Origin of the sequence: Nonomuraea sp. NPDC050783, assembly GCF_040802095.1 — a bacterium.
Taxonomy (GTDB): domain Bacteria; phylum Actinomycetota; class Actinomycetes; order Streptosporangiales; family Streptosporangiaceae; genus Nonomuraea.
Genome location: NZ_JBFAHK010000016.1, coordinates 87,643 through 113,877 on the forward strand (window position 1 = coordinate 87,643; position 26,235 = coordinate 113,877).

23 protein-coding genes are annotated in these 26,235 nt (G+C 73.7%); 11 read left to right on the forward strand and 12 right to left on the reverse strand.

Going from position 1 to position 26,235, the window contains the following annotated elements:
• Nucleotides 1-13 precede the first annotated feature (13 nt).
• Nucleotides 14-1,084, reverse strand: coding sequence for a succinyldiaminopimelate transaminase (dapC, locus tag AB0H75_RS34340; protein ID WP_367803709.1), 1,071 nt, complete (start codon nt 1,082-1,084; stop codon nt 14-16).
• Nucleotides 1,085-1,190: 106 nt separating this feature from the next.
• Nucleotides 1,191-1,517 (reverse strand): ferredoxin, encoded by a 327-nt coding sequence (fdxA, locus tag AB0H75_RS34345; protein ID WP_367803711.1) that lies wholly within the window; start codon nt 1,515-1,517, stop codon nt 1,191-1,193.
• Between the two features lie 105 nt (nt 1,518-1,622).
• Here fdxA and AB0H75_RS34350 point away from each other — a divergent pair, with 105 nt between their 5' ends.
• The 8 genes from AB0H75_RS34350 (at nt 1,623) to AB0H75_RS34385 (ending at nt 14,083) form a co-directional block, all read left to right on the forward strand.
• A complete protein-coding gene (locus AB0H75_RS34350; RefSeq protein WP_367803713.1) occupies nt 1,623-1,853 on the forward strand; it encodes a hypothetical protein in 231 nt (76 codons plus the stop codon).
• Between the two features lie 41 nt (nt 1,854-1,894).
• Entirely contained in the window at nt 1,895-2,935 is a 1,041-nt protein-coding gene (locus tag AB0H75_RS34355; protein WP_367803715.1) for an ABC transporter substrate-binding protein, read from the forward strand.
• Between the two features lie 101 nt (nt 2,936-3,036).
• Entirely contained in the window at nt 3,037-3,813 is a 777-nt protein-coding gene (locus AB0H75_RS34360) for a methyltransferase domain-containing protein (RefSeq protein WP_367803717.1), read from the forward strand.
• 178 nt (nt 3,814-3,991) lie between these two features.
• Nucleotides 3,992-6,382 (forward strand): hypothetical protein, encoded by a 2,391-nt coding sequence (locus AB0H75_RS34365; RefSeq protein ID WP_367803719.1) that lies wholly within the window; start codon nt 3,992-3,994, stop codon nt 6,380-6,382.
• 3 nt (nt 6,383-6,385) lie between these two features.
• On the forward strand, nt 6,386-8,203 hold the full coding sequence (locus AB0H75_RS34370) for a UvrD-helicase domain-containing protein (RefSeq protein ID WP_367803721.1): 1,818 nt from the start codon (nt 6,386-6,388) through the stop codon (nt 8,201-8,203).
• 47 nt (nt 8,204-8,250) lie between these two features.
• On the forward strand, nt 8,251-10,095 hold the full coding sequence (locus tag AB0H75_RS34375) for a sigma factor-like helix-turn-helix DNA-binding protein (RefSeq protein WP_367803723.1): 1,845 nt from the start codon (nt 8,251-8,253) through the stop codon (nt 10,093-10,095).
• A 21-nt stretch (nt 10,096-10,116) separates the two neighbouring features.
• Nucleotides 10,117-11,472, forward strand: a complete 1,356-nt coding sequence (gene cysS / locus AB0H75_RS34380) for a cysteine--tRNA ligase (RefSeq protein ID WP_367803725.1) — start codon at nt 10,117-10,119, stop codon at nt 11,470-11,472.
• A gap of 118 nt (nt 11,473-11,590) precedes the next feature.
• Entirely contained in the window at nt 11,591-14,083 is a 2,493-nt protein-coding gene (locus AB0H75_RS34385; RefSeq protein WP_367803918.1) for a penicillin acylase family protein, read from the forward strand.
• A gap of 81 nt (nt 14,084-14,164) precedes the next feature.
• On the opposite strand, the gene AB0H75_RS34390 is transcribed toward AB0H75_RS34385, so the two are convergent.
• Nucleotides 14,165-14,587 (reverse strand): hypothetical protein, encoded by a 423-nt coding sequence (locus AB0H75_RS34390; RefSeq protein ID WP_367803727.1) that lies wholly within the window; start codon nt 14,585-14,587, stop codon nt 14,165-14,167.
• Nucleotides 14,588-14,659: 72 nt separating this feature from the next.
• Nucleotides 14,660-15,121 (reverse strand): MarR family winged helix-turn-helix transcriptional regulator, encoded by a 462-nt coding sequence (locus tag AB0H75_RS34395; RefSeq protein WP_367803729.1) that lies wholly within the window; start codon nt 15,119-15,121, stop codon nt 14,660-14,662.
• A gap of 85 nt (nt 15,122-15,206) precedes the next feature.
• On the opposite strand from AB0H75_RS34395, the gene AB0H75_RS34400 reads away from it, so the two are divergent.
• Entirely contained in the window at nt 15,207-15,575 is a 369-nt protein-coding gene (locus tag AB0H75_RS34400; RefSeq protein ID WP_367803730.1) for a VOC family protein, read from the forward strand.
• A 9-nt stretch (nt 15,576-15,584) separates the two neighbouring features.
• Here the strand turns inward: AB0H75_RS34400 and AB0H75_RS34405 are convergent, their stop codons facing one another.
• Genes AB0H75_RS34405 through mshB form a run of 3 tightly spaced genes read right to left on the reverse strand, consistent with a single transcriptional unit; the run spans nt 15,585 to nt 17,430 of the window.
• On the reverse strand, nt 15,585-16,079 hold the full coding sequence (locus tag AB0H75_RS34405) for a flavin reductase family protein (protein ID WP_367803732.1): 495 nt from the start codon (nt 16,077-16,079) through the stop codon (nt 15,585-15,587).
• A gap of 17 nt (nt 16,080-16,096) precedes the next feature.
• On the reverse strand, nt 16,097-16,513 hold the full coding sequence (locus tag AB0H75_RS34410) for a DUF6113 family protein (RefSeq protein WP_367803734.1): 417 nt from the start codon (nt 16,511-16,513) through the stop codon (nt 16,097-16,099).
• Nucleotides 16,514-16,524: 11 nt separating this feature from the next.
• On the reverse strand, nt 16,525-17,430 hold the full coding sequence (gene mshB / locus AB0H75_RS34415; protein ID WP_367803736.1) for an N-acetyl-1-D-myo-inositol-2-amino-2-deoxy-alpha-D-glucopyranoside deacetylase: 906 nt from the start codon (nt 17,428-17,430) through the stop codon (nt 16,525-16,527).
• 44 nt (nt 17,431-17,474) lie between these two features.
• Between mshB and AB0H75_RS34420 the strand changes: the two genes are divergently transcribed.
• Nucleotides 17,475-19,550, forward strand: coding sequence for a prolyl oligopeptidase family serine peptidase (locus tag AB0H75_RS34420; protein ID WP_367803738.1), 2,076 nt, complete (start codon nt 17,475-17,477; stop codon nt 19,548-19,550).
• 61 nt (nt 19,551-19,611) lie between these two features.
• Here the strand turns inward: AB0H75_RS34420 and AB0H75_RS34425 are convergent, their stop codons facing one another.
• Both AB0H75_RS34425 and AB0H75_RS34430 read right to left on the reverse strand, forming a co-directional pair.
• A complete protein-coding gene (locus AB0H75_RS34425; RefSeq protein ID WP_367803740.1) occupies nt 19,612-21,369 on the reverse strand; it encodes an ABC transporter ATP-binding protein in 1,758 nt (585 codons plus the stop codon).
• A gap of 2 nt (nt 21,370-21,371) precedes the next feature.
• Nucleotides 21,372-23,075 (reverse strand): ABC transporter ATP-binding protein, encoded by a 1,704-nt coding sequence (locus AB0H75_RS34430; RefSeq protein ID WP_367803742.1) that lies wholly within the window; start codon nt 23,073-23,075, stop codon nt 21,372-21,374.
• A 245-nt stretch (nt 23,076-23,320) separates the two neighbouring features.
• On the opposite strand from AB0H75_RS34430, the gene AB0H75_RS34435 reads away from it, so the two are divergent.
• Nucleotides 23,321-23,941 carry a phosphotransferase gene (locus AB0H75_RS34435; RefSeq protein ID WP_367803744.1) on the forward strand — a complete coding sequence of 207 codons (621 nt, stop codon included), beginning with the start codon at nt 23,321-23,323 and terminating at the stop codon, nt 23,939-23,941.
• A 13-nt stretch (nt 23,942-23,954) separates the two neighbouring features.
• On the opposite strand, the gene AB0H75_RS34440 is transcribed toward AB0H75_RS34435, so the two are convergent.
• The 3 genes from AB0H75_RS34440 to AB0H75_RS34450 are packed head-to-tail and all read right to left on the reverse strand — an operon-like array spanning nt 23,955 to nt 26,228.
• Entirely contained in the window at nt 23,955-24,617 is a 663-nt protein-coding gene (locus AB0H75_RS34440) for a phosphotransferase (RefSeq protein ID WP_367803746.1), read from the reverse strand.
• A 10-nt stretch (nt 24,618-24,627) separates the two neighbouring features.
• Nucleotides 24,628-25,326 carry a DUF305 domain-containing protein gene (locus tag AB0H75_RS34445; RefSeq protein WP_367803748.1) on the reverse strand — a complete coding sequence of 233 codons (699 nt, stop codon included), beginning with the start codon at nt 25,324-25,326 and terminating at the stop codon, nt 24,628-24,630.
• Between the two features lie 53 nt (nt 25,327-25,379).
• Nucleotides 25,380-26,228, reverse strand: a complete 849-nt coding sequence (locus AB0H75_RS34450) for a DUF1996 domain-containing protein (protein WP_367803750.1) — start codon at nt 26,226-26,228, stop codon at nt 25,380-25,382.
• Nucleotides 26,229-26,235 lie beyond the last annotated feature (7 nt).

Here is a 26,235-nt window from a genome sequence, read left to right on the forward strand (position 1 = left end):
ATGACGCGCGATCCTACTGGAGGCGGCGCACCGCCGCACTGATGCGTTCGTCGGTGGCGGTGAGCGCGATGCGGATGTGCCGCTCACCTGCCGATCCGTAGAACTCGCCCGGCGCGACCAGAATCCCGTTTTCGGACAGCTTCCCGACCTGATCCCAGGCGCCCTGCCCGTTCGACGCCCAGAAGTACAGCCCGGCGGTCGAGTGGTCGATCCGCCAGCCGGCCCGCTCCAGCGCCGGGCGCAGCAGGGCGCGCCGGGCGGCGTAGCGCTCGCGCTGGGCGTCGGCGTGCGCGTCGTCCTCCAGCGCGGCCGTCATCGCCGCCTGGACCGGGGCCGGCACCATCATGCCCGCGTGCTTGCGGACCTCCAGCAGCCGCTTGATCAGCGCCGGGTCGCCCGTCACGAACCCGGCCCGGTAGCCCGCCAGGTTGGAGCGCTTGGACAGGGAGTGGACGGCGAGCAGCCCCTCGTGGGAGCCGCCGCACACGTCGGGGTGGAGGACGGAGATCGGCTCCTCCTCCCAGCCGAGCTCGATGTAGCACTCGTCGGAGGCGACCACCGCGCCGCGCTCGCGCGCCCACGCCACGACCTTGCGCAGGTGCTCGGCGGGCAGCACCCGCCCGGTCGGGTTGCCCGGCGAGTTGATCCAGACGAGGTCCACCCGCTCGGGGCCGAGCGCGAGCGTGCTGTCGGAGGCGGTGCCCTCCGCCCCGGCGAGCCGGGCGCCCACGTCGTACGTGGGATAGGCCAGCTCGGGGAAGACCACCCGGCGCGCGCCCAGGTAGGTGGGCAGCCAGGCCACGAACTCCTTGGACCCCACCAGGGGCAGCACGTCCCGCTGGTCGACCAGGACGCCGTGGCGGCGGCGCAGCCAGCCCACCGCGGCCTCGCGCAGCGCCTTGGTGCCGTAGGTGAAGGGGTAGCCGGGGCTGTCGGCGGCCTCGACCAGCGCCTTCCTGATGATCTCGGGCACGGGATCGACGGGCGTGCCGACCGAGAGGTCGACGATGCCGTCGGGATGTGCGAGCGCGCGCTCCTTGTACGGCTCCAGCCGGTCCCAGGGGAAGTCAGGCAGGTTGTTCACACGGTTCTCCAGGGTGTCGCGTCGCCGTACGGCACGTGCGCCGGCACGTCACGCCGACGGGGCGCACCCATGCCGGATGCCCCCGCGCACGACGTACCGGGACTGCTCAGTGCTCCTCGCCCTGCGGCGGCAGGGCCGCCACCACCGGGTGGTCCTTGTCGATCTTGCCGACCTTCGAGGCGCCGCCCGGCGAGCCGAGCTCCTCGAAGAAGTCGACGTTGGCCTTGTAGAAGTCCTTCCACTGCTCGGGAAGGTCGTCCTCGTAGAAAATGGCCTCGACGGGGCACACAGGCTCACACGCGCCGCAGTCCACGCACTCGTCGGGGTGGATGTAAAGCATGCGCTCGCCCTCGTAGATGCAATCGACGGGGCACTCCTCGATGCACGCCTTGTCCAGGACGTCCACGCAAGGCTGCGCGATGACGTAGGTCACCTCGAGCTCCTTCTTCTCCGCACCATGGCATGACTCTGACCGCGGTTTGCTACGCCCTAGTATTGCCGTGCTTGCCAGCTGGCCGAAACGGAGGGTGGCAAACTCGTGGCCGCACGCCTCGTCATCAGGATCACAAGACAGGACATAGGCGCTCGGATCACCACGCGCAGGCGGGTTCCCGGCGGGTTCCGGGACGCGGTGGGGATCCTGGAGTCGTGGGCCGACGGCACCCTGCGCGTGCGCAAGAAGGACGGCACTCTGGTGAAGATCCCGGAGGAGACGCTGGTGGCGGCCAGGGTCGTTCCCGCCGCGCCTCCTCGACCTGAGCGCGAGTAACGTTCAGTATTCATGGTGTGACTGTACGTACTTGTGCCGCCGTGGCAGCCGTTCTTGCCGGTGCCGGATGCGGCGCGTCGTCCACGGCCCCCGTGCCGGTCAGGAACCTGCCGCCGGTCAACGTGCAGGCGGGCTCGCTGAAGACCGGCTTCGCCACGATGGAGCGGCTGGCCGAGGCGGCCAAGCGCGAGGGCGAGCTCAACGTCATCGCCCTGCCGCGCGAGTGGGTCAACTACGGCGAGGTCATCGACACCTTCGCCGACAAGTACGGCATCAAGGTCAACGAGCTGGAGCCCAACGCCAGCAGCGCCCGCCAGATCGAGGCCGCGGGCCGGCTCAAGCCCGACGTGTTCGACCTCACGCTGGACACGGCGGTCAAGGAGGCGGCCAGGTTCGCGCCGTACAAGGTGCAGGGCTGGCTGGACCTGCCCGACAACGTCAAGGACCCGGCCGGCGCCTGGTACGCCGCCTACGGCGGCTACATGTCCATCGGCTACGACCCGCGCGAGGTCAAGCCCCCGGCCGGCTTCGCCGACCTGCTGGGCCCCGGCTACCGGGTGGCGCTCGACGGCGACCCGCTGCGCTCGGCGGCGGCCTTCGACGGCGTGATGGCGGCCTCCATGCGCGCCGGCGTGCCCCGTCCCGACCAGGGCGTGAGCCTGTTCGCCAAGCTCAAGCAGGCCGGCCGGCTGACCGACCCGGCCAAGGCCAACACGATCGTGGCCTGGGACCACCTCAACGCGGCCCGCGGCGCCGCCCACCCCGACCGCTGGAAGGTCGTGATCCCGCGCGACGCCGCGCTCGGCGACTACCACGTGCAGGCCATCAGCAAGGCCGCCCCGCACCCCGCCGCCGCCCGGCTGTGGCAGGAGTTCCTGCTCTCCGACGAGGGCCAGAACCTGCTGCAGAAGGGCTGGGCGCGGCCGGCCCGCGGCGAGGCCATGGCCATGAGGGGCACCCTCGACACCGAGCAGGCCGCGAGGCTGCCCAGGGCGCCCGGTCCGCCGGTGCTCCTGACGATTCCGCAGCAGGACGCGGGTAAGTCCTATTTGAAGAAGCAATGGGCCAAGAGTGTGGGATGAGTCCAAGGTGACTTGATATGTCGTAGGGACGATCAGGCTCTAAAGTGAGCAGACAGCACGGCCACGGGGGCCCGATGTCTGACGAATGTGAGCTGATCGTCTTGCGATACGACACACCGAGCTTGGAGCGGTGGAACAGTCGCGCCTACGACAGCAGCTTCGGCTACGTCTCCACGCAGGGCGCCCCGCTGGTCGACCTGCTGGACCCGCGGCCCGGCGAGCGCGTGCTCGACCTCGGCTGCGGCACGGGCGTGCTCACCGCGCAGATCGCCTTCAGGGGCGCCGAGGTCCTCGGGATCGACGGCTCCGCGGCGATGATCGAGAAGGCGCTGGCGCAGTACCCGGGCATCAAGTTCATCGTCGGCGACGGGCACGACTTCAGCGTGGTGGACCCGTACGACGCGGTCTTCTCCAACGCGGCGCTGCACTGGATGAGCCGGGACCCCGGCGCCGTGATCGCGAACGTGCGCGAGGCGCTGACCCCCGGCGGGCGCTTCGTGGCCGAGATGGGCGGGGCCGGCAACTGCGCCGAGCTGACCGCCGCGATGCTGACGGCCTGGCGCGAGTACGGCCTGCGCGAGCCCGAGCTGCCGTGGTACTTTCCCACGCCTGCGGAGTACGCCCGCCGGCTGGAGCAGGAGGGCTTCGTCGTCCGGCTGCTGGAGTACTTCGACCGGCCCACGCCGCTCGACGAATGCCCCGGCGGGGCCGCCGACTGGGTGCGGATGTTCGCCTCGTCGGCCCTCGAAGGTCTGCCGCCGGAGATCGTGGAGCCCCTGCTTCACCGGGTCAACGAACTGGCGGCGCCCGCGCTTCGCAGGGAGACTGGCTGGATGGCCGATTACGTGCGCCTACGCTTCGCCGCCGTTCGGCGCTGATGCGTAGTGCATGATGCGTAGGGCTAATTTGCCGGACTATGGTCTGTTCCGTGGGCGGCGAGATTATGGCTGCACCGCTGCGGCGGCGTGAGGGGCTGGTGAACGGAACGGGATGAACTTCTGCCTGAGCGACCTCGTTCCACCGTTGAGGTGGAGCGACGCGTCGACGATCACGCTGTTGACCGGGCAGCCGGACCTGCCGGACGCGTGGTGGCGCAGCCTGCCCATGCCGCGCGTCCTCGCCGCGATCGGCCCCGAGGCCCTGGCCGAGCTGCTCACGGAGATCGCCCTTGAGCACTGGCCGGCGGCGGCGGTGGGCGACGTGCTGCCCGCGCTGCACGTCCTCGACCCGGAGGAGGCCGACGAGCCGCCGGTCGCCATCGCGCTGGACCGTGCCGGATCGTGGCCGGGGCTGCTCGCGCTGACCGGGCGCGAGCTGGCCGACCAGCCGTTCATCAAGGCGCGGCCGGTGCTGAGCACGCTGTTCTCGGCGGTGTTCACGCGGCTGGCGCACCCGCACGCAGGCGGGGCCGCCGAGCCCGCCGCTCCGGCGGTGCCCGCGCCCCGGATCGAGACCGCGCCGGCCGTCGCCCCGGCGGAGGCCGGCGAGCCCCTGCCGCTCCCCGCCGCCGCTCCCCCGGCGGAGATCCCGCCCGTCCAGGAGGATGTCCAGGAGCCCGTCCAGGAGGACGAGCGGCCGGAGGAGCCCGCGCCCCCGCACGCCGCCGGGCCCCCCGAGGAGGAGGCTTCCGCGGAGAGGGCCTCCGAGGACGGCACCCACGACGGAATCCCCGACGACGGGACCCCTGGCGACGGGACCCCCGACGACCACGCCGAGCCCGCCGGGTTCCGGTCCGTCGAGCCCGGAGTCGCCGAACCCGGGCCCGCCGAACCCGAGGACGCCGAGCAGGACGGGGACGTCCCCGCCGCCGCGGCAGAGGCGATTCCGGAGGTCCACGAGCCCCACGACGCCCACGAGCACTCCGACGCCCACGAGCCCTCGGACGACGAGGAGCAGGACCCGGCGCACGCGTTCGCCGAGCAGGCGGCGCCCGTCCGGGACGCCGCCGAACAGGCCCAGGAGGCCGGGGACCCCGGGGAGGGCCGGGACGTCGGGGAGGGCGACCCGGCGGACGAGCGTCCCGTGCTGGACGCCGACGCCGAGCCCGTCACCGACGAGGGCGACGGCCCCGAGCCGACCCCCGACTCGGCCGAGGAGCCCGCCCCCGAGCCCGCCGCCGAGGAGGCCGAGGCGGCTGAGAAAGCCGAGGAGGCCGAGGCGGCCGCGGCGCCGGGTGCGCTGGAGTCGGGCGAGCCCACCGCGGACGACGAGGTGGAGGAGCCGCAACCGGCCGGCGCCCCCGTGCATCACGAGCTGCCCGACCTCATCGAGGCCGCCTTCGCCGGTCTGGACGACAAGAGCTGGGCCGTGGCGCAGAACCGGGTCTTCACCGACGAGCCGTCGGCGGTGGACCAGCTCGCCAAGCTGTTCGCCGTCCCCCCGGAGGAGATCACGGCCACCGAGGAGGAGTTCCGCGTCCGGCTGGGCGAGTGGCTGACCAGCGACGAGGCGGCCCCGTACCGGGCGCATCTGGACGAGCTACGCAAGACGCTCGGCCCGGCGGCCCCCAAGGAGCAGGTGATCGGCGCGGCCGACTGGCACAAGGTCGAGATCCGCGCGCTGGAGGTCCCCGCCTGGCAGTTCGTGATGGCGACCCTCCCGCCGCAGGCCGCCACGCCGCGCGGGGAGTCCCAGCGCGGGGAGCCCCCGCACAGGGAGCCGCCGCGCAAGGAGCCGCTGCAGAAGCGGGTCCCGCAGAAGCTGACGGGGCCGCGGCCCCAGCCGGACCTGCCGCACCCGCCCCGGCTCGACCCGGTGCTGCACTTCGACCCGCCGCCCAGGCAGCAGCCGCCGATGGACATGCCGCCGCACTCGGCGTTCGGCCCAGTGCCGCTGCCGCCGTCCCCGGCGCCGGGGATGCCGCAGTTCCAGGCGTTCAGGCCGACCGCGGCCCACGAGCGCAACGGCGGCTCGGGCGAGCAGAAGCCCTACCAGCCGCTGAAGGACGTCTCGCAGACCAGGCGCTGCTTCCGGCAGCCGGACGGCCGCTGGTGGCTGCGCGTGGACGTGACCGCCGAGCAGATGGCGGGCGGCGAGTGCGCGCTGCCGACGGGCTTCGCCGCCTACCTGGGGCTGTCGCCGGGCGAGAGCCGGACGGTCCGCAGCGCCGCGGGCGAGCTGACCATGACCTGGCACGGCCGCCCGGTGCTGGAGTCCATCGAGCACCTGCTCGCGGACGTCGGCGCCCGCGAGGGCGGCCACCTGTTCCTGACGCTGTCGGACGAGGGCGTGCTGCGGGCCAGGCACCTGCCGGTGGCCGCGCAGGGCGCCGAGAAGATCACCAAGGCGCTGCGCCTGGTCGGCTACACCGCCCCCGGCGGCACCCGCGACCAGGCGGCGCGGGTGATCGCCACGAGGATCGGCATGACGGGCCCGGTCAGCCTGCCGGACCTGCTCACCAGGCTCCGCGAGCGCGGGGACCGCGACCTGCTCGCCCTGCTGGACTGAGCCGTGCCGCGGCTCGCGATCGGCCCTGGGTTCCCCAGGGAGCTCAGCGCACTGGCCACGCCGGTGCGCAGGGACGCCGTGGTCGCGCTGCGCCGGTTCCTGCTGAACGTGGCCGGGGCCCCGCATCCCGAGCGGGTGCGGGGCGCCCGGGACCCGCGGGTGGCCACGCTGCGGCTCGCCGAGGGGCGCCGCGGGGTGGTGGTGCGCCAGCGGGACGTGTACTGGCTGCGTACGCTGCTGCCCGATCCCGAGGCGTGGTCCTACGCCCGCCGCCACCGATACGGGATCAACCCGGTGCTCGGGGTGGTCGAGGAGTGGGACGAGGAGGCGCTGCGGCGGGTGGAGCCCGCGCTGCGGCGCCCGGTCGGGTCGCCCCGCCTGTTCGCCGCCATCTGCGACGGCGACCTGCTGGCGCTCGGCCTGGACGCGCGCGCCCTGCCGCTGTTCCGCCTGATCACGACCGAGGCCGACGTGGCCGCGCTCGAACCGCTGCTGCCGCCCACGCAGCACCTGCCGCTGGCGGTGCTGGCCGGCGGCGGCACGCTGGCCGAGGCGTGGCGCGAGCTGGACGCCTGGCGCGCCGTGGACGAGCCGGGCCCGGTCGATCCCGACGACCTGTACGCGGCCCTGCGCCGCACCCCCGACCAGGCCGCGTTCGCCGCCGACCAGGCGAGCCTGGGCCGGGTGCTGGACGCGCCGGAGTGGTGCACGTTCCTGCACCCGACGCAGCACCGCCTGGCCAGGGCCGCCCGCTACGACCATCCGGTGCTGGTCGTCGGCGGCGCGGGCACCGGCAAGACCGTCGTCGCCCTGCACCGCGCCGCCTACCTGGCCGCGCACGGCAGCGGCCCCGTCCTGCTGGTCACGTTCTCGCAGAGCCTGGCCGAGGAGCTGTCGGTCCGGCTGGACACGCTGGTCGAGGACGAGATCGTGCGCAAGCGGATCGAGGTGGACAACGCCGAGCGGCTGGCGCTGCGCATCGTGGCCCGCGCGGAGGGCCGCCGCCCGGCGCTGGTCGGCCCGGGGGCGCGCACGCTGGCGCAGCTCACCGACGAGGCGCTGCGGCTGCTGTCGCTGTCCACCGGCGACCTGCTGGACGACGTGGAGCCGGGGCACAAGCCGTACCGGCACGTGGTGGTGGACGAGGCGCAGGACGTCAGCCCGGCGCAGTGGCGGCTGCTGCGGGCGGCGGCGCCGCGCGCGCCGGACGACCTGTTCGCCGTGGGCGATCCGCACCAGCGGGTCACCGACACGCGGGTGACGCTGGGCGCGGTGGGGATCCCGGCCGAGCAGCACACGCTGGAGGTCTCCTACCGGCTGCCGCAGGAGCTGCTGTCGTTCGTGATCCGGCTGCGCGGCGGCGGCCCCGCGCCGGGGCTGGCGGAGGGCGTGACCGACATGCACGGCTACCGGGCCACGCGCCACGGCGAGCGGCCGCTCGTGCGGGCGTACGAGTCGGCCGGGGCGGAGCTGGCCGGGCTGCGGACCACGGTCGAGTCGTGGCTGGCCGACGGCGTGCCGCCGGGCGAGATCGCGGTCGGCGCGCGGACCGCGCGGCTGGCCGGGCAGGCCAGGCAGGCGCTGACGGGCCTGGAGGTGCGGGCCGCGACGTTCCGTCAGCTCAAGGGGCTGGAGTTCGAGCGGGTGGCGCTCGTCGGCGTGGCGGAGGGCGTGGTGCCCGAGCCGCCTCCCGACGAACCCGGCGCGCGGGCTAGGGCTCTGCAACGCGAACGGAGCATACTGTTCGTCGCCTGCACGCGCGCGCGGGCGATGCTCCATATCTCTTATTACGGAAGAGGCAGCCCCTTTTTACCACTCTGATCACATAGTCTGAACTGCGGATACTTCCCATTGCCGGTTGGACCTCAATGAACCTCAGCCTGAGCGACCTCGCGCCACCCGTGCGCTGGACCTCCCCTGGGCAGATCGCGCCCGTCATGGAGGAGCCACAGCTGCCCGAGGCCTGGTGGCAGGCGCTCCCCCTCGACCGCGCGTGCGCCGTCGTCGGCACGCAGACCGTGGCCGGCCACCTGGCCGACCTGGCCGTGTCCTGCTGGGGGCACCTGCAGCTGGGCGACATCCTGCCGCTGCTGCGTTTCTCCGACCCCGCCGAGGCCGAGCGGACGCCGGAGACGCTGGGCAAGGACGTGGTGCAGAAGCTGTTCATCGGCGTGTTCGAGCGGCTGCTCGAACCCGTCCCCGAGGCCGTGCCGGCGCCGAGCCGCCCCGACCGGCCGCTGCCCGAGGTGATCGACGAGCTGTTCGCCACGCTGGACGAGCGGCAGCGGGCCATCGCCCGCGACCGCCTGTACGCGGCGCAGCGCGCCACGCTGGACGAGCTGGCGCAGCGGTTCTCGGTGACCCGCGAGCGCATCCGGCAGATCGAGCGCGACCTGCGCGACCACGTGGAGTCCTGGCTCGCGGGCCCGGACGCGGCGCCGCTGGTGGCGCACGTGGCGTGGCTGCGCGGCCGGCTCGGCTCGGCGGCCCCCGCCGACGACCTCCAGGCCACCGTGCCCTGGCACCGCGCCGAGCTGCGCACGCTGGGCATCCCCGCCTGGCGCTTCGTGCGCACGCTGCTGACCGGCTACGAGCAGTCCGACGGCTGGCTGGTGGCGGGCGGCGCCGACGAGCTGCGGGAAAAGACCCGCCAGCTCTTCGCCGACGGCCCGCGCCCGATCGGCGAGGCCGTGTCGATGGTGTCGCAGCTCGGCGTGCGCGAGGACGTGGCCGAGCGGTGGATCCTCGACGTGCCGCAGCTCCGCGTGCTGGGCCGACACGTGGTGCCGTGGCCGCGCAGCATCAACGAGAAGGCCGAGGCGGTGCTCGCGGTGGCCGGCTCGCCGCTGTCGCCCGAGGAGATCCAGGAGCGCATCGGCGAGGACTACAGCCTGGTCGGCATCCGCAACCAGCTCACCGCCGACGACCGCTTCCTGCGGGTCGACCGCAACAAGTACGGCCTGGCCCGCTGGGGCGGCGACGAGTACCTGGGCATCAGGGAGATGATCGCCAGGGAGATCGAGCGGGCCGGCGGCGAGGCGTCGGTCTCCACGATCGTGACGAACCTGACCTCCCGCTACGACGTCAGCGAGAGCTCGGTGCGGGCCTACTCGGGCGGCCCGGGGTTCGAGCGGACGCAGCGGGGCTGGATCCGGGTGGCGGGCACCTCGCCGAGCGGGGAGTCCGAGCCCTACCAGCCGCGCAAGGACGTCTCGCTGACCCGGCGCAGCTTCCGCTCCCGCGACGGGCGCTGGTGGCACCGGGTGGACGTCAACGCCGAGCACCTGCGCGGGTCGGGCTCGCCGCTGCCGACGGGGTTCGCGGCCTACCTGGGGATGGCGCCCGGCGGGCAGCTCACGGCCTCGGCGCCGTCCGGCGACGTGGTGATCAGCTGGCACAACCAGCCCACGATGGGCTCGATCCGCAACGTGCTGGCCGAGTACAAGGCCGGCGAGGGCGACCACGTGTTCCTGACCGTCTCCGACGGCGGCGAGCTGCTGACCCGCTACCTGCCGGCCGCGCCGGTCGGGATGCCGCCGGTCAACCGGGCCCTCTACCTGCTGGGCTACACCGCGCCCGTCAGCTCCGAGGCCGAGGGCCTGCGGCTGATCGGGGCCAGGATCGGGCTGCCCGACACGGCGGGCCGCGAGGAGATCCTGGGGCGGCTGCGCGAGCGCGGTGACCGGGACATTCTCGGTTTCCTGGGGGGATGACGCCCGGCTAGGCTCGGGAGAATGCTGCGGATCCACGACACGCGCGCCCGTCAGGTCGTCCAGCTCCAGCCGGGCCGGATGGTGCGGATGTACACCTGCGGGCCGACCGTCTACCGGCACGCGCACGTCGGCAACCTGCGCACGTACGTGCTGGCCGACCTGGTCAGGCGGGTCCTGGAGCGGCGGCGGGTGCGCGTGCTGGCCTGCCGCAACGTCACCGACGTCGGCCATCTCAACGACACCGGGGTGGACAAGGTCGTGCGGGAGGCCGAGGTCGAGGGGCGCTCGGTGCGCGAGCTGGCCCGCCACTACGAGGCCACGTTCGACGCCGACACCACCGCGCTCAACGTCCGGCCGCCGGAGCACGCGCCGCGGGCGAGCGAGAGCGTGGAGCCGATGATCGAGCTGATCGCCGCGCTGGTCGAGCGGGGGCACGCGTACGCGCTGCCGGACGGCTCGGTCTTCTTCGACGTACGGACGTTCCCGACGTACGGCGAGATCTCGGGAAACCGGCTGGAGGAGCTGCAACCCGCCCACCGCATCGAGGCCGTCGATCCGCGCAAGCGCTTCCACGCCGACTGGGCGTTGTGGAAGCCCGCCGAGGGCGAGCTGACCTGGGACTCCCCCTGGGGCCGGGGCTTTCCCGGCTGGCACGTGGAGTGCTCGGCCATGGCGCTGCGCTTCCTGGGGCCGTCCGTCGACCTCCACCTCGGCGGCATCGACCTGCGCTTCCCGCACCACGAGGACGAGCGGGCGCAGTCCGACGCGGCGACCGGGCACGAGGTGGTGCGGCACTGGGTGCACGGCGAGCACCTGCTGTTCGACGGGCGCAAGATGGCCAAGTCCACGGGCAACGTGGTGCTGCTGTCGGACGTGACGGCGGCCGGGCTCGACCCGCTGGCGGTGCGGATGGCGTTCCTGGAGCACCGCTACCGGCAGCAGCTCAACCTCACCTGGGACACCCTGCGGGCCGCCGACCGCACGCTGCGGCGCTGGCGGGCGCGGGTGGCCGAGTGGGCCGAGTCGCCCAGCGCGCCGATGGCGGGCGAGCACGTGGCGCGGGCGGAGGCCGCGCTCGACGACGACCTCGACACCCCCGCGACGCTGCGCGTGCTGCGCGAGCTGGAGCGGGACGAGTCGGTGCCGCCGGGGGCCAGGCTGGAGTCGTTCCTGCACCTGGACCAGGTGCTCGGGCTCGACCTGTCGGCCGACATCGGCAGGGCGCCGGTGCTGCCCCCGGGGGCCGGGGAGCTGCTGGAGTCGCGGGCGCGGGCGCGCGCGGCCGGCGACTGGAAGGAGGCCGACCGGCTGCGCGAGGAGCTGGCGGAGCTGGGCGTGCGCGTCTCCGACACCCCCGAGGGCCAGACCTGGGCCTGAGCCGCCTCCGGTCGGCCGCGAGGACCGGCGCGGACGTCCGGAGCAGTGATCACGGGCTGCCAGACTTAGTGCCAGTTCTGCGAAGGGGAGGTGTCGGTCGGTGAGACCCTATGCGTGGATGCCGCGGCCGTTGCGGTGGTTCGCTCGGGTGGTGACCGTTCTTCTCGCGCTGGCGCTGGTGCTGGCTGGGGTGCTCGTCTACACCGTGCGGCGGTCGTTCCCGCAGGTGGACGGCTCGTTGCGGCTCCCCGGCCTGACCGGAAGTGTGGAGATTTATCGCGATAAATCAGGAATCCCGCACATCTACGCCTCCAGCGCCGCCGACCTCTTCATGGCCCAGGGCTTCGTCCACGCCCAGGACCGCTTCTACGAGATGGACTTCCGCCGGCACATGACCGCCGGCCGCCTGTCGGAGCTCTACGGCGCGTCCACGCTCGACACCGACAAGGCCCTGCGGACCATGGGCTGGCGCCGGGTCGCCGAGCAGGAGCTGCCCCTGCTGGCCGAGGACACCCGCGCCTTCCTCGACGCCTACGCCAAGGGCGTCAACGCCTGGCTCAGCGCCAACCCCAACGCCTCCGACCGCAGCCTCGAGTACTCCGTGCTCAAGATCCAGAACGGCGCCTACCACCCCGAGCCGTGGAGCCCCGCCGACTCCCTCGCCTGGCTCAAGGCGATGGCCTGGGACCTGCGCTCCAACATGGAGGACGAGATCGACCGGGCGCTGATCGCCGAGAAGCTGCCCAGGGAGCGCGTCGAGCAGCTCTACCCCGGCTACCCGTTCGAGCGCCACTCCCCCATCGTCACCACCGGCGCCGTCGAGCGTGACCGCTTCGACCAGACGGCCGAGCCGCGCCTGCGCCTCGGCACCGGCGCGGTCTTCGAGGCCGCCGCGCGCACCCTCGACGCCGTGCCGAGCACGATGGGCACCGAGGACCGCGAGGGCGTCGGCTCCAACTCCTGGGTGGTCTCCGGCGCGCACACCAAGAGCGGCAAGCCGCTGCTGGCCAACGACCCGCACCTGTCGCCGCAGCTCCCGTCCGTCTGGTACCAGGCCGGGCTGCACTGCAAGGAGGTCACCGCGCAGTGCCCCTACGACGTGACCGGGTTCACCTTCTCCGGCGTGCCCGGCGTGGTGATCGGCCACAACGCCAGGATCGCGTGGGGCTTCACGAACCTCGGCCCCGACGTGGCCGACCTGTTCCTGGAGAAGGTGGACGGCGAGACGTACCTCTACAAGGGCGAGCGGCGCAGGCTGGAGACCCGCGAGGAGCAGATCAAGGTCGCCGGGGGCTCCCCCGTCACGATCAGGGTCCGCAGCACCGTCCACGGGCCGCTGATCAACGAGGTCATGCCCGACGCCAAGCCCGGCGGCGAGGCGAACGCGGTGGCGCTGCAGTGGACGGCGCTGACGCCGGGCCACACCGCCGACGCGATCTTCGCGCTGAACAGGGCCGGCGACTGGGCGCAGTTCCGCTCGGCGGCCGCGCTGTTCGAGGTGCCCGCCCAGAACCTGGTGTACGCCGACACCTCCGGCAAGATCGGCTACCAGGCGCCGGGGCGCATCCCGATCCGCCTCAAGGGCGACGGCAGGTGGCCGGTGCCCGGCTGGACCGGCGAGTACGACTGGCGGCCCGACCCCATCCCCTTCGAGCAGCTCCCGTCCGTGGAGGACCCCTCCGAGGGCTTCGTGGTCACGGCCAACAACGCGGTCATCGACCCGGCCCGCTACGAGCCGCTGCTGACCGCCGACTGGGCCTACGGCTACCGCTCCGAGCGCATCCGCGACCTGCTCAAGGCCGCCGTCGAGAAGGGCGGGGTGGACGCGGCTACCATGTCCGCCATCCAGCGCGACACCCGCAACGGCTTCGCCGGGACGCTGGTCCCGGCGCTGGCGCGGGTGGACCTGGCCGGCCCGGCCCGGCAGGCCAGGCAGCTCCTGGCGTCATGGGACGGCACGCAGGGCCTCGACTCCGCGCCCGCCGCGTACTTCAACGCCGTCTGGCGCCAGGTGCTCATGCTGACCTTCGACGACGAGCTGCCCGCGGCGGCCGGGCCCGCCGGCGGCGACCGCTGGTACGAGGTGGTCAGGCGGCTGCTCCAGACCCCCGACGACCCCTTCTGGGACGACGTCACGACCGCCGGCATCACCGAGCGCCGCGACGACGTGCTGCGCCAGGCGATGGCCTCGGCCTACCAGGAGCTGGCCGACCGGTTCGGCCCGGACGTCTCCGCCTGGCGGTGGGGCGACCTGCACCGACTCGACCTGGTCAACGGCTCGCTCGGGACCTCGGGCATCGCGCCGGTGGAGGCGCTGTTCAACCGGGGCCCGATCCCGGTGCCGGGCGGCAAGGACGCGGTCAACGCGACCGGCTGGAACGCCCAGCGGGGCTACGGGGTGACGGCGGTGCCGTCGATGCGCATGATCGTCGATCTGGCCGACCTGGACAGGTCCCAGTGGATCAACCTGACCGGCGCGTCGGGGCACGCCTTCCACGACAACTACTGGGACCAGGCCGAGACCTGGGCCAGGGGCGGCCTGCTGCCGATGCGCTCCAGTCCGGGCGCCGTCCGCGGGGCCGCCGTCCACACCCTCAAGCTGACCCCCTGACGCTTCGACCGGCCGGCACCCCGTCGCCCCGTACCGGCTGCCGCCGCAGGTACGCCTCTGGGGCCTCGGCCGCGATCGAGGTCAGGCCCCGCCGCCGCGCCGCCGCCACCAGAGCGGGGCCCGGGGGTATCCGCCGTCGTCCAGGTCGGCCAGCCGCTCGAAGACGTTGTACGTGGCCTGGTGCCCGCAGACCAGGACCGAGGCCAGCATGGCGAGCAGGTAGAGCGGCAGCATGGGCAGCCCGACGCACCACGCCCACTGGGTGGCGTGCCGCCCCTCGTGCAGGACCAGCCGGTCGCTGAGCGAGTCGTGCCTGGTCAGGACGACGTTGCCCACGGTGAAGGCGCCCGCGACGGGGAAGCGGTAGCGGTAGCCGAAGGCGAGGATGAGCCCGTCGGGGCCGGGCCGGCGGGTCGCGCCGCCGACGACCGAGACGAGCAGGCCGAACGGGGTGGAGAGGTTGGCGTAGTTGACCGCCCGCCGGAATCGATAGCGCCTGTCCATGTCTGTCGGCCACGGCCGGTCTTGACGGACCGGGCCCGGCCGCGGCCCCTCCCACCTCCGACTATGCCGCGATCACGCCTGCCCGTCGAGGGCGGTGGCCATGCGGTCGAGGTCGGCCAGCAGGCCGGCCAGGCGGTGGGACGGGATGGCGGCGATCATGCGTCGTTCGACGGCGTAGACGGCCGACCGGGCCGCGGCCAGGCGGCGGCGGCCCTCGCCGGTGAGGTGGACGGGCAGCGCCCGGCCGTGGTCGGCGGCGGCGGGCCGGGTGACCAGGCCGGCGTCCTGCAGGCCGCGCAGCACGACGCTGGAGGACTGCCGGGTGACGAAGGTGCCCCGGGCGAGCTCGGAGCCGGAGATGCCCGGCCGCTCGTCCAGCAGTTCCAGGCAGGCGTACTGCGGCACGGTGAGGTCGTGCTCGCGCAGGGCCTTGTCCATCGCCCCGCGCAGCGCCGCCGCGGCGCGCTTGAGCCGGTATCCCACGTGCTCCGTGACGTCCCCGGCCGCGTGGGGCGGGGCGGGCTTCTCTTCCATGTCAACATATTGACATAGGTGACGGGCCACGCGTACCGTCAGCTATGTCAAAGTCCTGACATAGAAACCGTTCAAGGAGCACGTCATGACCGCAACCGTCACCGGCCCCGACTTCCTCGCCCTCCAGGTGCGCGACGTCGAGGCCGCCGCCGCCTTCTTCGAGCGCCACCTCGGCCTGACGCGCGCGCCCCAGGCGCCCCCCGGCGCCGTGGTGTTCGCCACCCGGCCGATCCCGTTCGCGGTCCGCGAGCCGCTGCCCGGGGTCGATCTCGGCAGCGGGCGGCCCGGCCTCGGCGTGGCGCTGTGGCTGGCGACCGGCGACGCCCGTGCGCTGCACGACCGGCTGTCGGCCGCCGGCGTCACCGTTCTCGGCGCGCCGCAGGACGGCCCCTTCGGCCGGATGTTCACCTTCCTGGGCCCCGAGGGGTATCCCCTCACCGCCCACGAGGTCTGAGGCGGCGGATCACAGCCCCTTGTAGCGGCCCTCGTGGTACAGCAGCGGCGCCGCGTCCGACGGCAGCCCCAGAGACGTCACCCGGCCCACCACGATCGAGTGGTCGCCGCCGTCGTGGACCGCGCTCGTGGCCGCCTCCAGCGTGGCGATCGCCCCGTCGAACAACGCCACCCCCGACTCGCCCCGGTGGTGCGGCCACCGCGCGAGCTGCCCGTCCAGCGGCCGTCCCCGGTGGGCGAAGAAGCGCGAGGCGTCCTCCATCGAGGCGGGCAGCACCGACACCCCCCACGTCCCGGCCTCCAGCACCGCGCTGTGGAAACGGGCCACCTTCTCGGCGCAGAACAGCACGAGGAGCGGGTCGAGCGAGACGGACGTGAACGAGTTGACGGTCATCGCGTGATCGAGGTCGGCCACCCGGGTCGTCACGATCGCGACCCCGGTGGCGAAGCGGCCGACGACCTTGCGGTAGGTGTCCGGGTCCACGTGCCGCTCTATCGAATGCACGAAGTTACTTTATGCCCTTAAGTCGGGTTCTTCGGCGGGTACCCTCGCAGCAACCACGACCCCCCGCCCGACGAGGGCGAGAGCAGGTACGCCGCGACGAGCGCCACGAGCCCGCCGTACAGGTAGACGTAACCGGCCGCCCCGCTGGCGATCACCAGGTCGCCGGAGGTGAGCTGCACCGTGAACGGCATCGTCACCAGCAGCCAGCCCGCCCCCGCCGCCACGGCGCTCAGCCGCCCCCGCATGAGCCGGCCGGCCCCCAGGCACACGCCGAACAACGCCAGCACCCACAGCACGGCCGAGCCCGGCACCGGGCCCACGTTCCACACCGGATGCGTGAACCCGCCCACGACCCCCATGACGACGCCCAGCACGAACAGCATGCCGTACGCCGCTCCGCCCAGCGCCGACTCGGCCTGGCTGCGTTGCTCCATGCCGACTGAGGTTAGTGGATGCCCGCGAAGAGATCGTTCTCGCGGTTGTGCGGCTCGCCGAGCCCGCCGGCCTCGACGGGCGGCCCCGGCACCGGCGGGCCCGGCACGCCGGCGGCCAGCACGTAGTGCTCGACGCCCAGCACCTCCTGGCCGATGTTGTTGGACAGCGCGTACCACGGCTCGCGGACGGTGATCTGGGTGGCGTGCGCCCGCATGGCCGCCACCTTGGCGCCGATCCACGGGCGGGCGTCGATCTCGGTGGTGATGTCCTCGTCGCGGTCGCCGAACGGCATGTCGTCCACGTCCTCCAGGAGGAAGCCGGTGCCGGCCTCGCGCAGCGCCTCGGCCGAGCGCCGCATCACGGACCTGGGCAGGGCCGTGTGGTAGAACTTCGCGATCCGCCAGGGCTCGCCCGCGCCGAAGTCCGGCCGCGCGGCCAGCTCGAACGCCCGGCGCGCGACCCGGTGGGCCTGGATGTGGTCGGGGTGGCCGTAGAAGCCGTTGGCGTCGTAGGTGACCAGGACCTGGGGGCGTACCTCGCGGATGGCCCCGACCAGCTCGCCCGCCGCCTCGTCGAGGTCGGCCCGCCAGAACGCCTTCGGGTGCTCGTTGGTGGCCGCGCCCATCATCCCGGAGTCGCGCCAGCGCCCCGGCCCGCCCAGGAAGCGGTGGTCCTCGACGCCGAGCGCCCGGCAGGCGGCGTCGAGCTCGCCGATCCGGTAGGGGCCGAGGGTGTCCTCCCGGTCGGCGGCCAGGTGGGCGAGGTGCTCGGGGATGACCTCGCCCTCCTCGCCGAGCGTGCAGGTGACCAGCGTGACGTGGGCGCCCTCGGCGGCGTACCTGGCCATGGTCGCGCCGGTGCCGATCGACTCGTCGTCCGGGTGGGCGTGCACGAGCAGGAGGCGGCGGTCAGTCATGGTCATGAGCGTAACAAGGGCTCGTTCCTGGCAGGATTGGCCCCATGAGTGAGAGCTTCCCGCGCCTGTCTGCCCGGACCCGCCGGTTCACCCTCGGGGTGCCCCGAGGCTTCACGATCTCCCCGGACGGCGGGCGGGTGGTCTTCCTGCGCACGCGTTCGGGCACCGATCCGGTGACCTGCCTGTGGGAGCTCGACACCGACACCCACGTCGAGCGGCTGGTCGTCGATCCGCGCCTGCTGCGCGGCGACGACGAGGAGAGCCTGCCGCCGGAGGAGCGGGCCAGGCGCGAGCGCAGCAGGGAGGCGGCGGGCGGCATCGTGGCCTACGCCACCGACGCGGCGGTGACGCGGGCCTGCTTCGCGCTGTCCGGCGGCCTGTACGTGACCGAGCTGGCCGGCGGCGAGGCCCGCAGGCTGGAGACGCCGGGCGCGGTCATCGACCCCCGCCTGTCCCCCGACGGGCGGCACGTCGCGTACGTCACGGGCGGCGCCCTGCGCGTCCAGGACCTCGCCTCGGGCGCGGACCGCGCGCTGGCCGAGCCGGAGTCGGAGACGGTGACGTACGGGCTGGCCGAGTTCATCGCCGCCGAGGAGATGGACCGCCTGCGCGGCTACTGGTGGGCGCCGTCGGGCGAGGTGCTGCTGGTCGAGCGGGCCGACGAGGCACCGGTCCGCACCTGGCACATCGCCGACCCGGCCAACCCCGACCGGCCGCCGGTGGCCCAGCGCTACCCGGCCGCCGGCACCCCCAACGCCCGCACCGAGCTGTACGTGCTGGGGCTCGACGGGTCGCGGGTCGCGGTGCCGTACGACGAGGAATACCTCGTCACGGCCGCCTGGGACGCCCACGCGCTGTCGATCGTGACGCTGACCCGCGACCAGCGGACCATGCGCCTGTCCACGGTCGACCCGGCCACCGGCGCCGCCACGCTCGTGCGCGAGGACACCGACCCGGCCTGGGTCGACATCGTCGGCGGCGTGCCCGCCCACCTCGACGACGGCTCGCTGGTCTGGGTGGCGAGCGCCGACGGCGGCCACCGCCTCTACGTCGGTGACCGCGCGGTGACGCCGCCGACGCTCCAGGTCCGCGCGGTGCTCGACGTCGATCACGACAGCGTGTTGTTCAGCGCGAGCGGCGACCCGACCGAGATCCAGCTCTGGACGTGGGACGGGCACTCGCTGCTGCCGGTCTCCACCCGTTCCGGGGTGTTCTCGGGGCGGATGTCCGGCGGGGTCGGCGTGCTGACCGAGCAGAGCCTCGACACCGAGGGCGTGTCGGTGACGGTCGTGCGGCGCGACGGCATGGCGGTGCCGATCCCGTCGTACGCCGAGCGGCCCGGCCTCGACCTGCGGGTGTCGATCGGGCGGTCCGGGCGGCGCGAGCTGGCCACCGCCGTGGTGCTGCCTTCCTGGTACGAGCAGGGCTCGGGCCGGCTGCCGGTGCTGATGGACCCCTACGGCGGCCCGCACGCGCAGCGGGTGCTCAACCGGCGCGGCGCGTTCCTGGAGAGCCAGTGGTTCGCCGAGCAGGGCTTCGCCGTGGTCGTGGCCGACGGGCGCGGCACGCCGGGCCGGGGCCCGGCGTTCGAGCGGGCGGTGCTCAACGACCTGGCGGCCCCGGTGCTGGAGGACCAGATCGACGCGCTGCAGGGCGTGGCCGAGCAGTACGGCGACGACCTCGACCTGACCCGGGTGGCCATCCGGGGCTGGTCGTTCGGCGGCTTCCTGGCGGCGCTGGCGGTGCTGCGGCGGCCCGACGTGTTCCACGCGGCGGTGGCCGGCGCGCCGGTGACCGACTGGCGGCTCTACGACACCTGCTACACCGAGCGCTACCTGGGCCGTCCGGACGAGCAGCCCGAGGTCTACGAGAACTCCTCGCTCTTCGCGGACGCCGCCAAGCTGGAGCGCCCGCTCATGCTCATCCACGGCCTGGCCGACGACAACGTGGTGGCCGCGCACACCCTGCGCCTGTCCTCGGCGCTGCTCGCGGCCGGGCGCCAGCACACCGTGCTGCCGCTGTCCGGCGTCACGCACATGACGCCGCAGGAGGTCGTGGCGGAGAACCTGCTGCTGCTCCAGGTGGACTTCCTGAAGAAGGCGCTCGGGGTGACGTCCTAGCCCGGGCCCTCGACCGGCCCCCGGCCCAGGCCCAGGCCCAGGCCCAGGCTCGGGCTCGGGCTCAGGAGAGCGTGGAGGCGGGGGTGCCGTGCCAGCTCGCCCAGAGGGCGGCGTACGAACCGCCCGCCGCCACCAGCTCCTCGTGCGAGCCCAGCTCGGTGATCCGCCCGTCCTCCACGACGGCCACCCGGTCCGCGTCGTGGGCGGTGTGCAGCCGGTGGGCGATCGCGATCACCGTGCGCCCCTCCAGCACCGCGGCCAGCGAGCGCTCCAGGTGCCGGGCCGCCCGCGGGTCGATGAGGGAGGTCGCCTCGTCCAGCACCAGCGTGTGCGGATCGGCCAGCACGAGCCGGGCCAGGGCGAGCTGCTGCGCCTGGGCGGCCGAGACGGCCACGCCGCCCGAGCCCACCTGGGCCTCCAGCCCGCCGGGCAGGGCGAGCACCCAGGCGAGCGCGTCCACGGCCGTCAGCGCCTTGCGCACCGCTTCGTCGCCGGCGTCCGGCCGGGCGATGAGCAGGTTGTCGCGCACGGTGCCCTTGAAGAGGTGGTGCTCCTGGGTGACCAGGGCGACGTGCCCGCGCAGCTCGTCCAGCGGCAGGTCCACCAGCGGCACCCCGCCCACGGCCACCGACCCGGTACGCGGCCCGTGGATGCCCGCGAACAGCCGCCCGAGCGTGGACTTCCCCGCCCCGGACGGCCCCACCATGGCCAGCCGCTCGCCCGGCTGGACGGTCAGCGACACGCCGTGCAGCACGTCGTGCCCCTCCCGGTAGGCGTAGCGGACCTCGCGCGCCTCCAGCCGCTCGTCCGCGGGCCGCTCGCCGGACGGCGTCCGGTCGTCGGGGACGTTCGCCACGCCGAGCAGCCGCGCCATGGCGGCCCCGCCCACCTGGAGCTCGTCGATCCACATGAGGAACCTGTCGAGCGGGTCGATGAGCTGCTGGGCGTAGAGCGTGGCGGCGGTGACCTGGGCGAGCGTCACCCAGCCGCTGGTGTAGAACAGCCCGCCGGTCAGCAGGGCGCTCACGACGGGGATGACGTAGCCCAGCTCGACGGCCGGGTACCAGGCGACGCGCAGCCCGAGGGTGTACCGCTCGGCGGCGTAGGAGCGGGCGATGTCGGTGTCGGTACGCGCCCGGCGGCGCTCCTGCAGCCCCAGCGCCTCCACGGCCCTGGCGCCCTCGACGGTCTCGGCGAGCCCTTCGGTCATGTCCGCGTAGGCGGCGTTCTCGCGCAGGTAGCCGTCCCTGGCCCGCTTGAGGTAGCGGCGGGTGGACACGACGATGACCGGCCCGGCGAGCAGCATCGGCAGCATGAGCAGCGGGCTGACCAGCACCAGCGCGCCCACGGTGATGAGGAAGGTGACCACCGCGATGAGGGTCTCCGGCACCGCGTGCCGGACCGTGCGCGACAGCGAGTCCACGTCCCGCGACGTGCGGGTGATCAGGTCGCCGGACCCGGCCCGCTCGACGGTGGACAGCGGCAGCGCCAGCACCTGGCCCACGAACTCCTCGCGCAGCTCGGCCAGCACCCTCTCGCCCAGCTTGGCCGAGGCCAGCACGGCGTACCGGACGAGCAGGCCCTGCAGCAGCAGGAACCCGCCGATGGCGGTGGCCACGACGGCGACGTGGACCGGGGCGCCGCGCTCGACGTCCTCGACCAGCCCGCCGAGCTGCCACGGCACCGCGAGCCCGGCGACGGCGGCCAGCCCGTGCAGCACCAGCGCCGTGGCGAGCTGCCGCGGGTACTTGAGCGTCAGCCGTCTGGCGTAGGCCCGCACCTGCCGGCGGTCGGCGACCGGAAGGATCTCCCTGGCCATGATCAGCCCTCCCCGCGGGTGACGGTCGCCGCGTACTCCGGTGTGGTGTCCAGCAACTGGCGGTGCGTCCCCTCCGCCAGCACCCGGCCGTTCTCGACGTAGATCACGTGGTCGGTGCGGTCGAGCACGAGCGGGCTGGTCGTGCAGACCAGCGTCGTCCGCCCGGCGCGGCTCCTGGCCAGCCGCTCGGCGATCCGCGCCTCGCTGTGCGCGTCCACCGCGCTCGTGGGCTCGACCAGGATCAGCACCTCCGGGTCGGCCACCAGCGCCCTGGCCAGCCGCAGCCGCTGCTGCTGCCCGCCGGAGAACTCGCGGCCGGCCTCGGCCACCCAGGTGTCGAGCCCGCCGGGCAGCGCCTCGACGATGTCCTCGGCGCAGGCGACGCGCAGCGCCTCCAGGACCCGCTCCTCGCCACCGTCCCGGGCGCCGGAGCCGTCCCTGACGTCCAGCTCCTCGCGCAGCCTGCCGGTGAACAGGCGGGCGTCGTTGCCGGCGACGAGGATGCGGCGGCGTACCTCGTCCACGGGCAGGCTGCTCAGCTCGGCGGGGCCGAACGTCACGTCCCCGCCGGCGTAGCGGCCGAGGCGGTCGGCGATGGCGGCGGCGTCCTCGGGCGTGCTCGCGGCGACCGCCGTCAGGACCCCCGGCTGGACGGTCACGCCGCTGTAGGAGTCGCGCAGCACCCCGCCCCCGCTGCTGCCCTTGCCGCCCTTGATCTCGGGCTCGATGGACAGGATGCGGATCACCCGCCCGGCCGCCACGTGGCCCTTGGTGAGCTTGTCGGCGGCCTCGGTCAGCGTGCGCAGCGGGCCGATCAGGAAGACCGCGTACAGGTAGAACGCGACGAGCTGCCCCGTCGGGATCTGGCCGGCCACGGCGAAGGAGGCGCCGACGCCGGTGACGATCGCGATGAGCAGGCCCGGCAGCAGGATCTGGGCGCCTTCGAGCACCGACTCCACGCCTGCCACGCGCACGCCGGCCCGCCGCACCCGCTGCGACTCCTCCTGGTAACGCGCGGCGAACACCTGCTCGCCGCCGATCCCGCGCAGTACCCGCAGCCCCGCCACGATGTCGGCGGCCCGGGTGGACAGCTCGCCGGTCAGCTCGCGCTGCCGGGCCTGCCGCCGGTGCAGGGGCCTGAGCAGCGGCCCGACGGCCGCGGCCATGAGCGGCACGCCGAACAACACGAGCAGCCCGAGCGGCAGCGAGGTCGAGATGAGGATCACGGTGACCGTGACGATCGCCACCACGGAGCCCGTGCCGCGCAGCAGGATGTCCATGGAGCTGCCGATGTGGGCGATGTCGGAGTTGCCGACGCTGACGACCTCGCCGGTGGACAGGCGCTTCGGCAACGTCGCGCCGAGCCGGGTGGCCTGGCGCGTGGTGAGCTGCACGGTCCGGTACGCGGCGGCCAGCCAGTTGTAGACCGCCATCCGGTGCCGCATGATCCCGGTGAACGCCTGCACCAGCCCCAGCCCGAAGAGGATGGCCGACCAGGTCAGCAGCGCCCCGGTGTCCTTGGCGGTGACGGCCTCGACGCCCTGCCCGAGCACGGCGGGCATCAGTGCCTGCACGAGCCACCAGAGGGTCGCGTAGCCGATGCCGGCGAGCAGGGACGTGGCCTGCCGCCGCGCGTTCCACCACAGGTAGCGGAACGGGCTGCGGAGGTCGGGCACGCCGGGATCGGCCTCAGGAAGGGAGCGCATAGCCTGACAACCTTGACAAGCCGCCCCGCGTACCGGCAAACCATTTTCGCAAACGAGCGGTCTTTACACCCTGCACCCGGCGGTACGGATGTGGCTGGTTGTACTCTTCCCGTTCAGCCGCTTGAGGTGCAGAGTTTCCTGTCCTGATGAGGTGTTCGTCCCGTTCTTACATCGTGTATCGGAGGTGGGCGAGGTAGCGTGGCGCGGGCTCCGGGAGGGGTCGCGGTACGCCAGAATCGTCCCTTGTGAAGCACGGGTACACCAACAGCACATTCGGCGACGGCGCCCTGGTCGTGAAGTGCTACCAGGGCCCCGAGGCGGCGTTCAGGCTGAGCACCGAGAGCAGATACCTGCGCCGCCTGCGCGGCCGCGTCCCCGTCCCGCGCGTTCACAAGATCACCTCCACCAGCCTGACCACCCGCTTCGTCTCCGGCGAGCACGGCCAGGACCTCATGGACGACGGCCACGCCCTGGAGGTGCTCACCGAGTGCGGCCGCGTCCTGGGCGGCATCCACCGCCTGGGGATCGTCCACGGCGACTACGGCCCCCAGAACATGTTGTTCGACCCGGTCACCCTGAAGGTCACCGCGATCCTCGACTGGGAGTGGGCCCACCCCGGCCGGCCGGTCGAGGACCTCGCCTGGTGCGAGTGGATCATCCGCAGCCACCACCCCGAGCACGTGCCGCTGCTGACACACTTCTTCGCCGCCTACGACGGGCTCGTCCCCGAGTGGCAGGAGCGGCAGGCCGCGATGGTGGCGCGCTGCCGGGCGCTGCTCGACTTCTGCACGCGGTGGGAGCCGGGCGGCGACGGCGAGAAGTTGTGGCTGAGCCGCCTCGACGCCACCTCCGCCTGGACGGAGTGACGCCACCCGCCCGTCAGCGCCGGCGGATCAGCTTCACCGCGGCGTCGAGGCAGTCGATCTCCTCCCGGGAGAGCGTGGCGTTCCGCGACCGCAGGCGGGCCGCCTCGTCGAGCCCGTCGCCGTAGTCCATGGCCTCGCCCAGCCCGTCGAGCAGCCCCGCCAGCGCCTCGCGCGCGGGAACGGCCAGCTCCGGCGTCCCGCCCACCGCGGCCTGGGCCAGGATGACGGCCGACATGGCGCAGTCCAGGCCGGGCGGCCCCTCGCGGCTGTTGCGCCAGTCGATCACGACCGGGCCCGAGGGCGTCAGCATCACGTTGTCCGGATGCAGGTCGAGGTGGAGCATCCGGTCGCGGGGGTCCGGCGAGCGGCGGGCGGGGATGGCGTGCAGCCGCCGCAGCAGCAGCGCCCCGACCCGGCCGCCCTCCGCGGCGTCGTACGTGCCGTCCTCGATGGCCCGCAACATCGTCGGGCCGGACAGGCGGCGCATCACCAGGTCGGTGGGGCGGCCCTCGGTCAGCTCGGGATGGACGTCGGGGACCGGGTAGCCGTGCGCGGCCACGTACGCCATGACCGCCGCCTCCTCCCGGGCGTCATGGCCGTCGCGGTAGCGGCGCAGCACCCGGTCGCCGTCGAGCTCGTAGACGTCGGCGGTACGGCCCGATCCGAGCAGCCTCATACGCCCCAAACTACCCGCCGGCCCCCTTCCCCGGCCCGTCCGGCAGCCGGGCCAGCTCGGCGGTGTGCGCGCGGGCCGTGGCGGCGGCCAGCCGCCGCGCCTCCGCGGACTCGCCCGAGCGCTGCTCGCCCTCCGCCACCAGCACGAGCTGGCGGAGGTAGGCCCGCAGCAGCGGGACGAACCGCCGGTCGAAGTCCCCGCCCCGCGCCCTTTCCAGCGCCCGCAGGTCGGCGGCCGTGGGCATACCGGGCATGTCGTGCCCGGCGTGCGGGTTCGCGCCGCCGTCCACGCCGGTGCGGGCCAGCAGCGTGCGCAGCCGCCCGCGCTCCGCCTCGTGCTCCTCGGCCATCCGGCCGGCGAGGGCCGCCAGCGCCCGGTCCTCCGAGCGGTCGGCGGCGAGGGCCAGCATCGGCAGGGCGCGGCCGTGCAGCGCGTCGGCCAGTTGCAGCCAGGCCACGTCGGTCGCGTTGAACCCGGCCGCCGGCCCCTGCGCCGCCGGCCCTTGTGACGCCGGCCCTTGTGACGCCGGCCCTTGTGACGCCGTACCCTGCGGCGCCGTACCCTGCGGCGCCGTACCCTGCGACGTCCCGCCCCGTGCCGCCGCCGCGTCCTCGGGCGCGCCACCGCACCCCGCGACCAGCACCGCCACCAGGGCCGCCGTCAGGGCCGCCGCCGCCAGGGCCGGTGCCATCGCCTGCTGTCCGAACATCGAGCCCCTTCCGCGAGGCGCGCCCGGGCGGTGGCCCGGGCGCGCCGGACGAGTCACACCGGGCGGCCGTCGGCGCCGCACTTGACGATCGGCTGAATGCAGTCGCGCACCCGGCGCTCCATCTCCGCCGCCGGCCAGGCGTTGAAGAAGTCGCCGTGCATCGTGTACCCGCCGCCCGAGGCCAGCCGGAAGTGCGACGGGTCACCGCTCACCGGGTACCGGATCACCTGCCGCAGCTTCGGCACCGGCACCGGGTGCGTGCTCGGGCACTGCCCGCCCACCGGGTACGCCATGTGGCTCTTGTGGTCGGCCGAGTCCAGGTCCCGCCCGTTCCAGCACTGCGGGAAGTCCAGGTACGACTCCAGCATCGTCCCGCTCGGGCAGGTGACGAAGTCCTTGGACGGGTTCACCTGCCCGGCGTGCAGGCACGACCAGCGCGCGATCGACGACGGGTCACCGGTCCCGGTGGCCTTGGCGTTCCCCGCGACGATGCGCAGCCCCTGCGGCAGCGGCTGCGTCCTGGCGATGACGTCGTCCCTGACGCCCTCGCCGAGGTAGTAGAACGTGACGATGGCCGGCTCCACGGGGGCGCCGTCGCGGTAGAGGGTCGGCACCCAGTACGACGACTTGTCCACCGCCGGGTTGCAGTTGGTGGCGCCGTTCTGCAGGTCGGTGAGCGTGGTGTGGGCGTTGGTGACCCGGCTGCCGAAGAAGCTGTGCATGTGCGAGGCGCCGGGCAGGCCGGGGAAGACGATGGGGTCGTCCGGCAGCCGGTGGCTGAACGGGCAGTCGGCGAGGAACTCCGCCACCCTGATGACCCGCGCGCCCGCCGGCGCCGCGGGGGCGAGGGCGAACGTGCCGATCAGCACGGACAACAGGGCGAGCAGTCGCGTGGCACGCATGGGTACT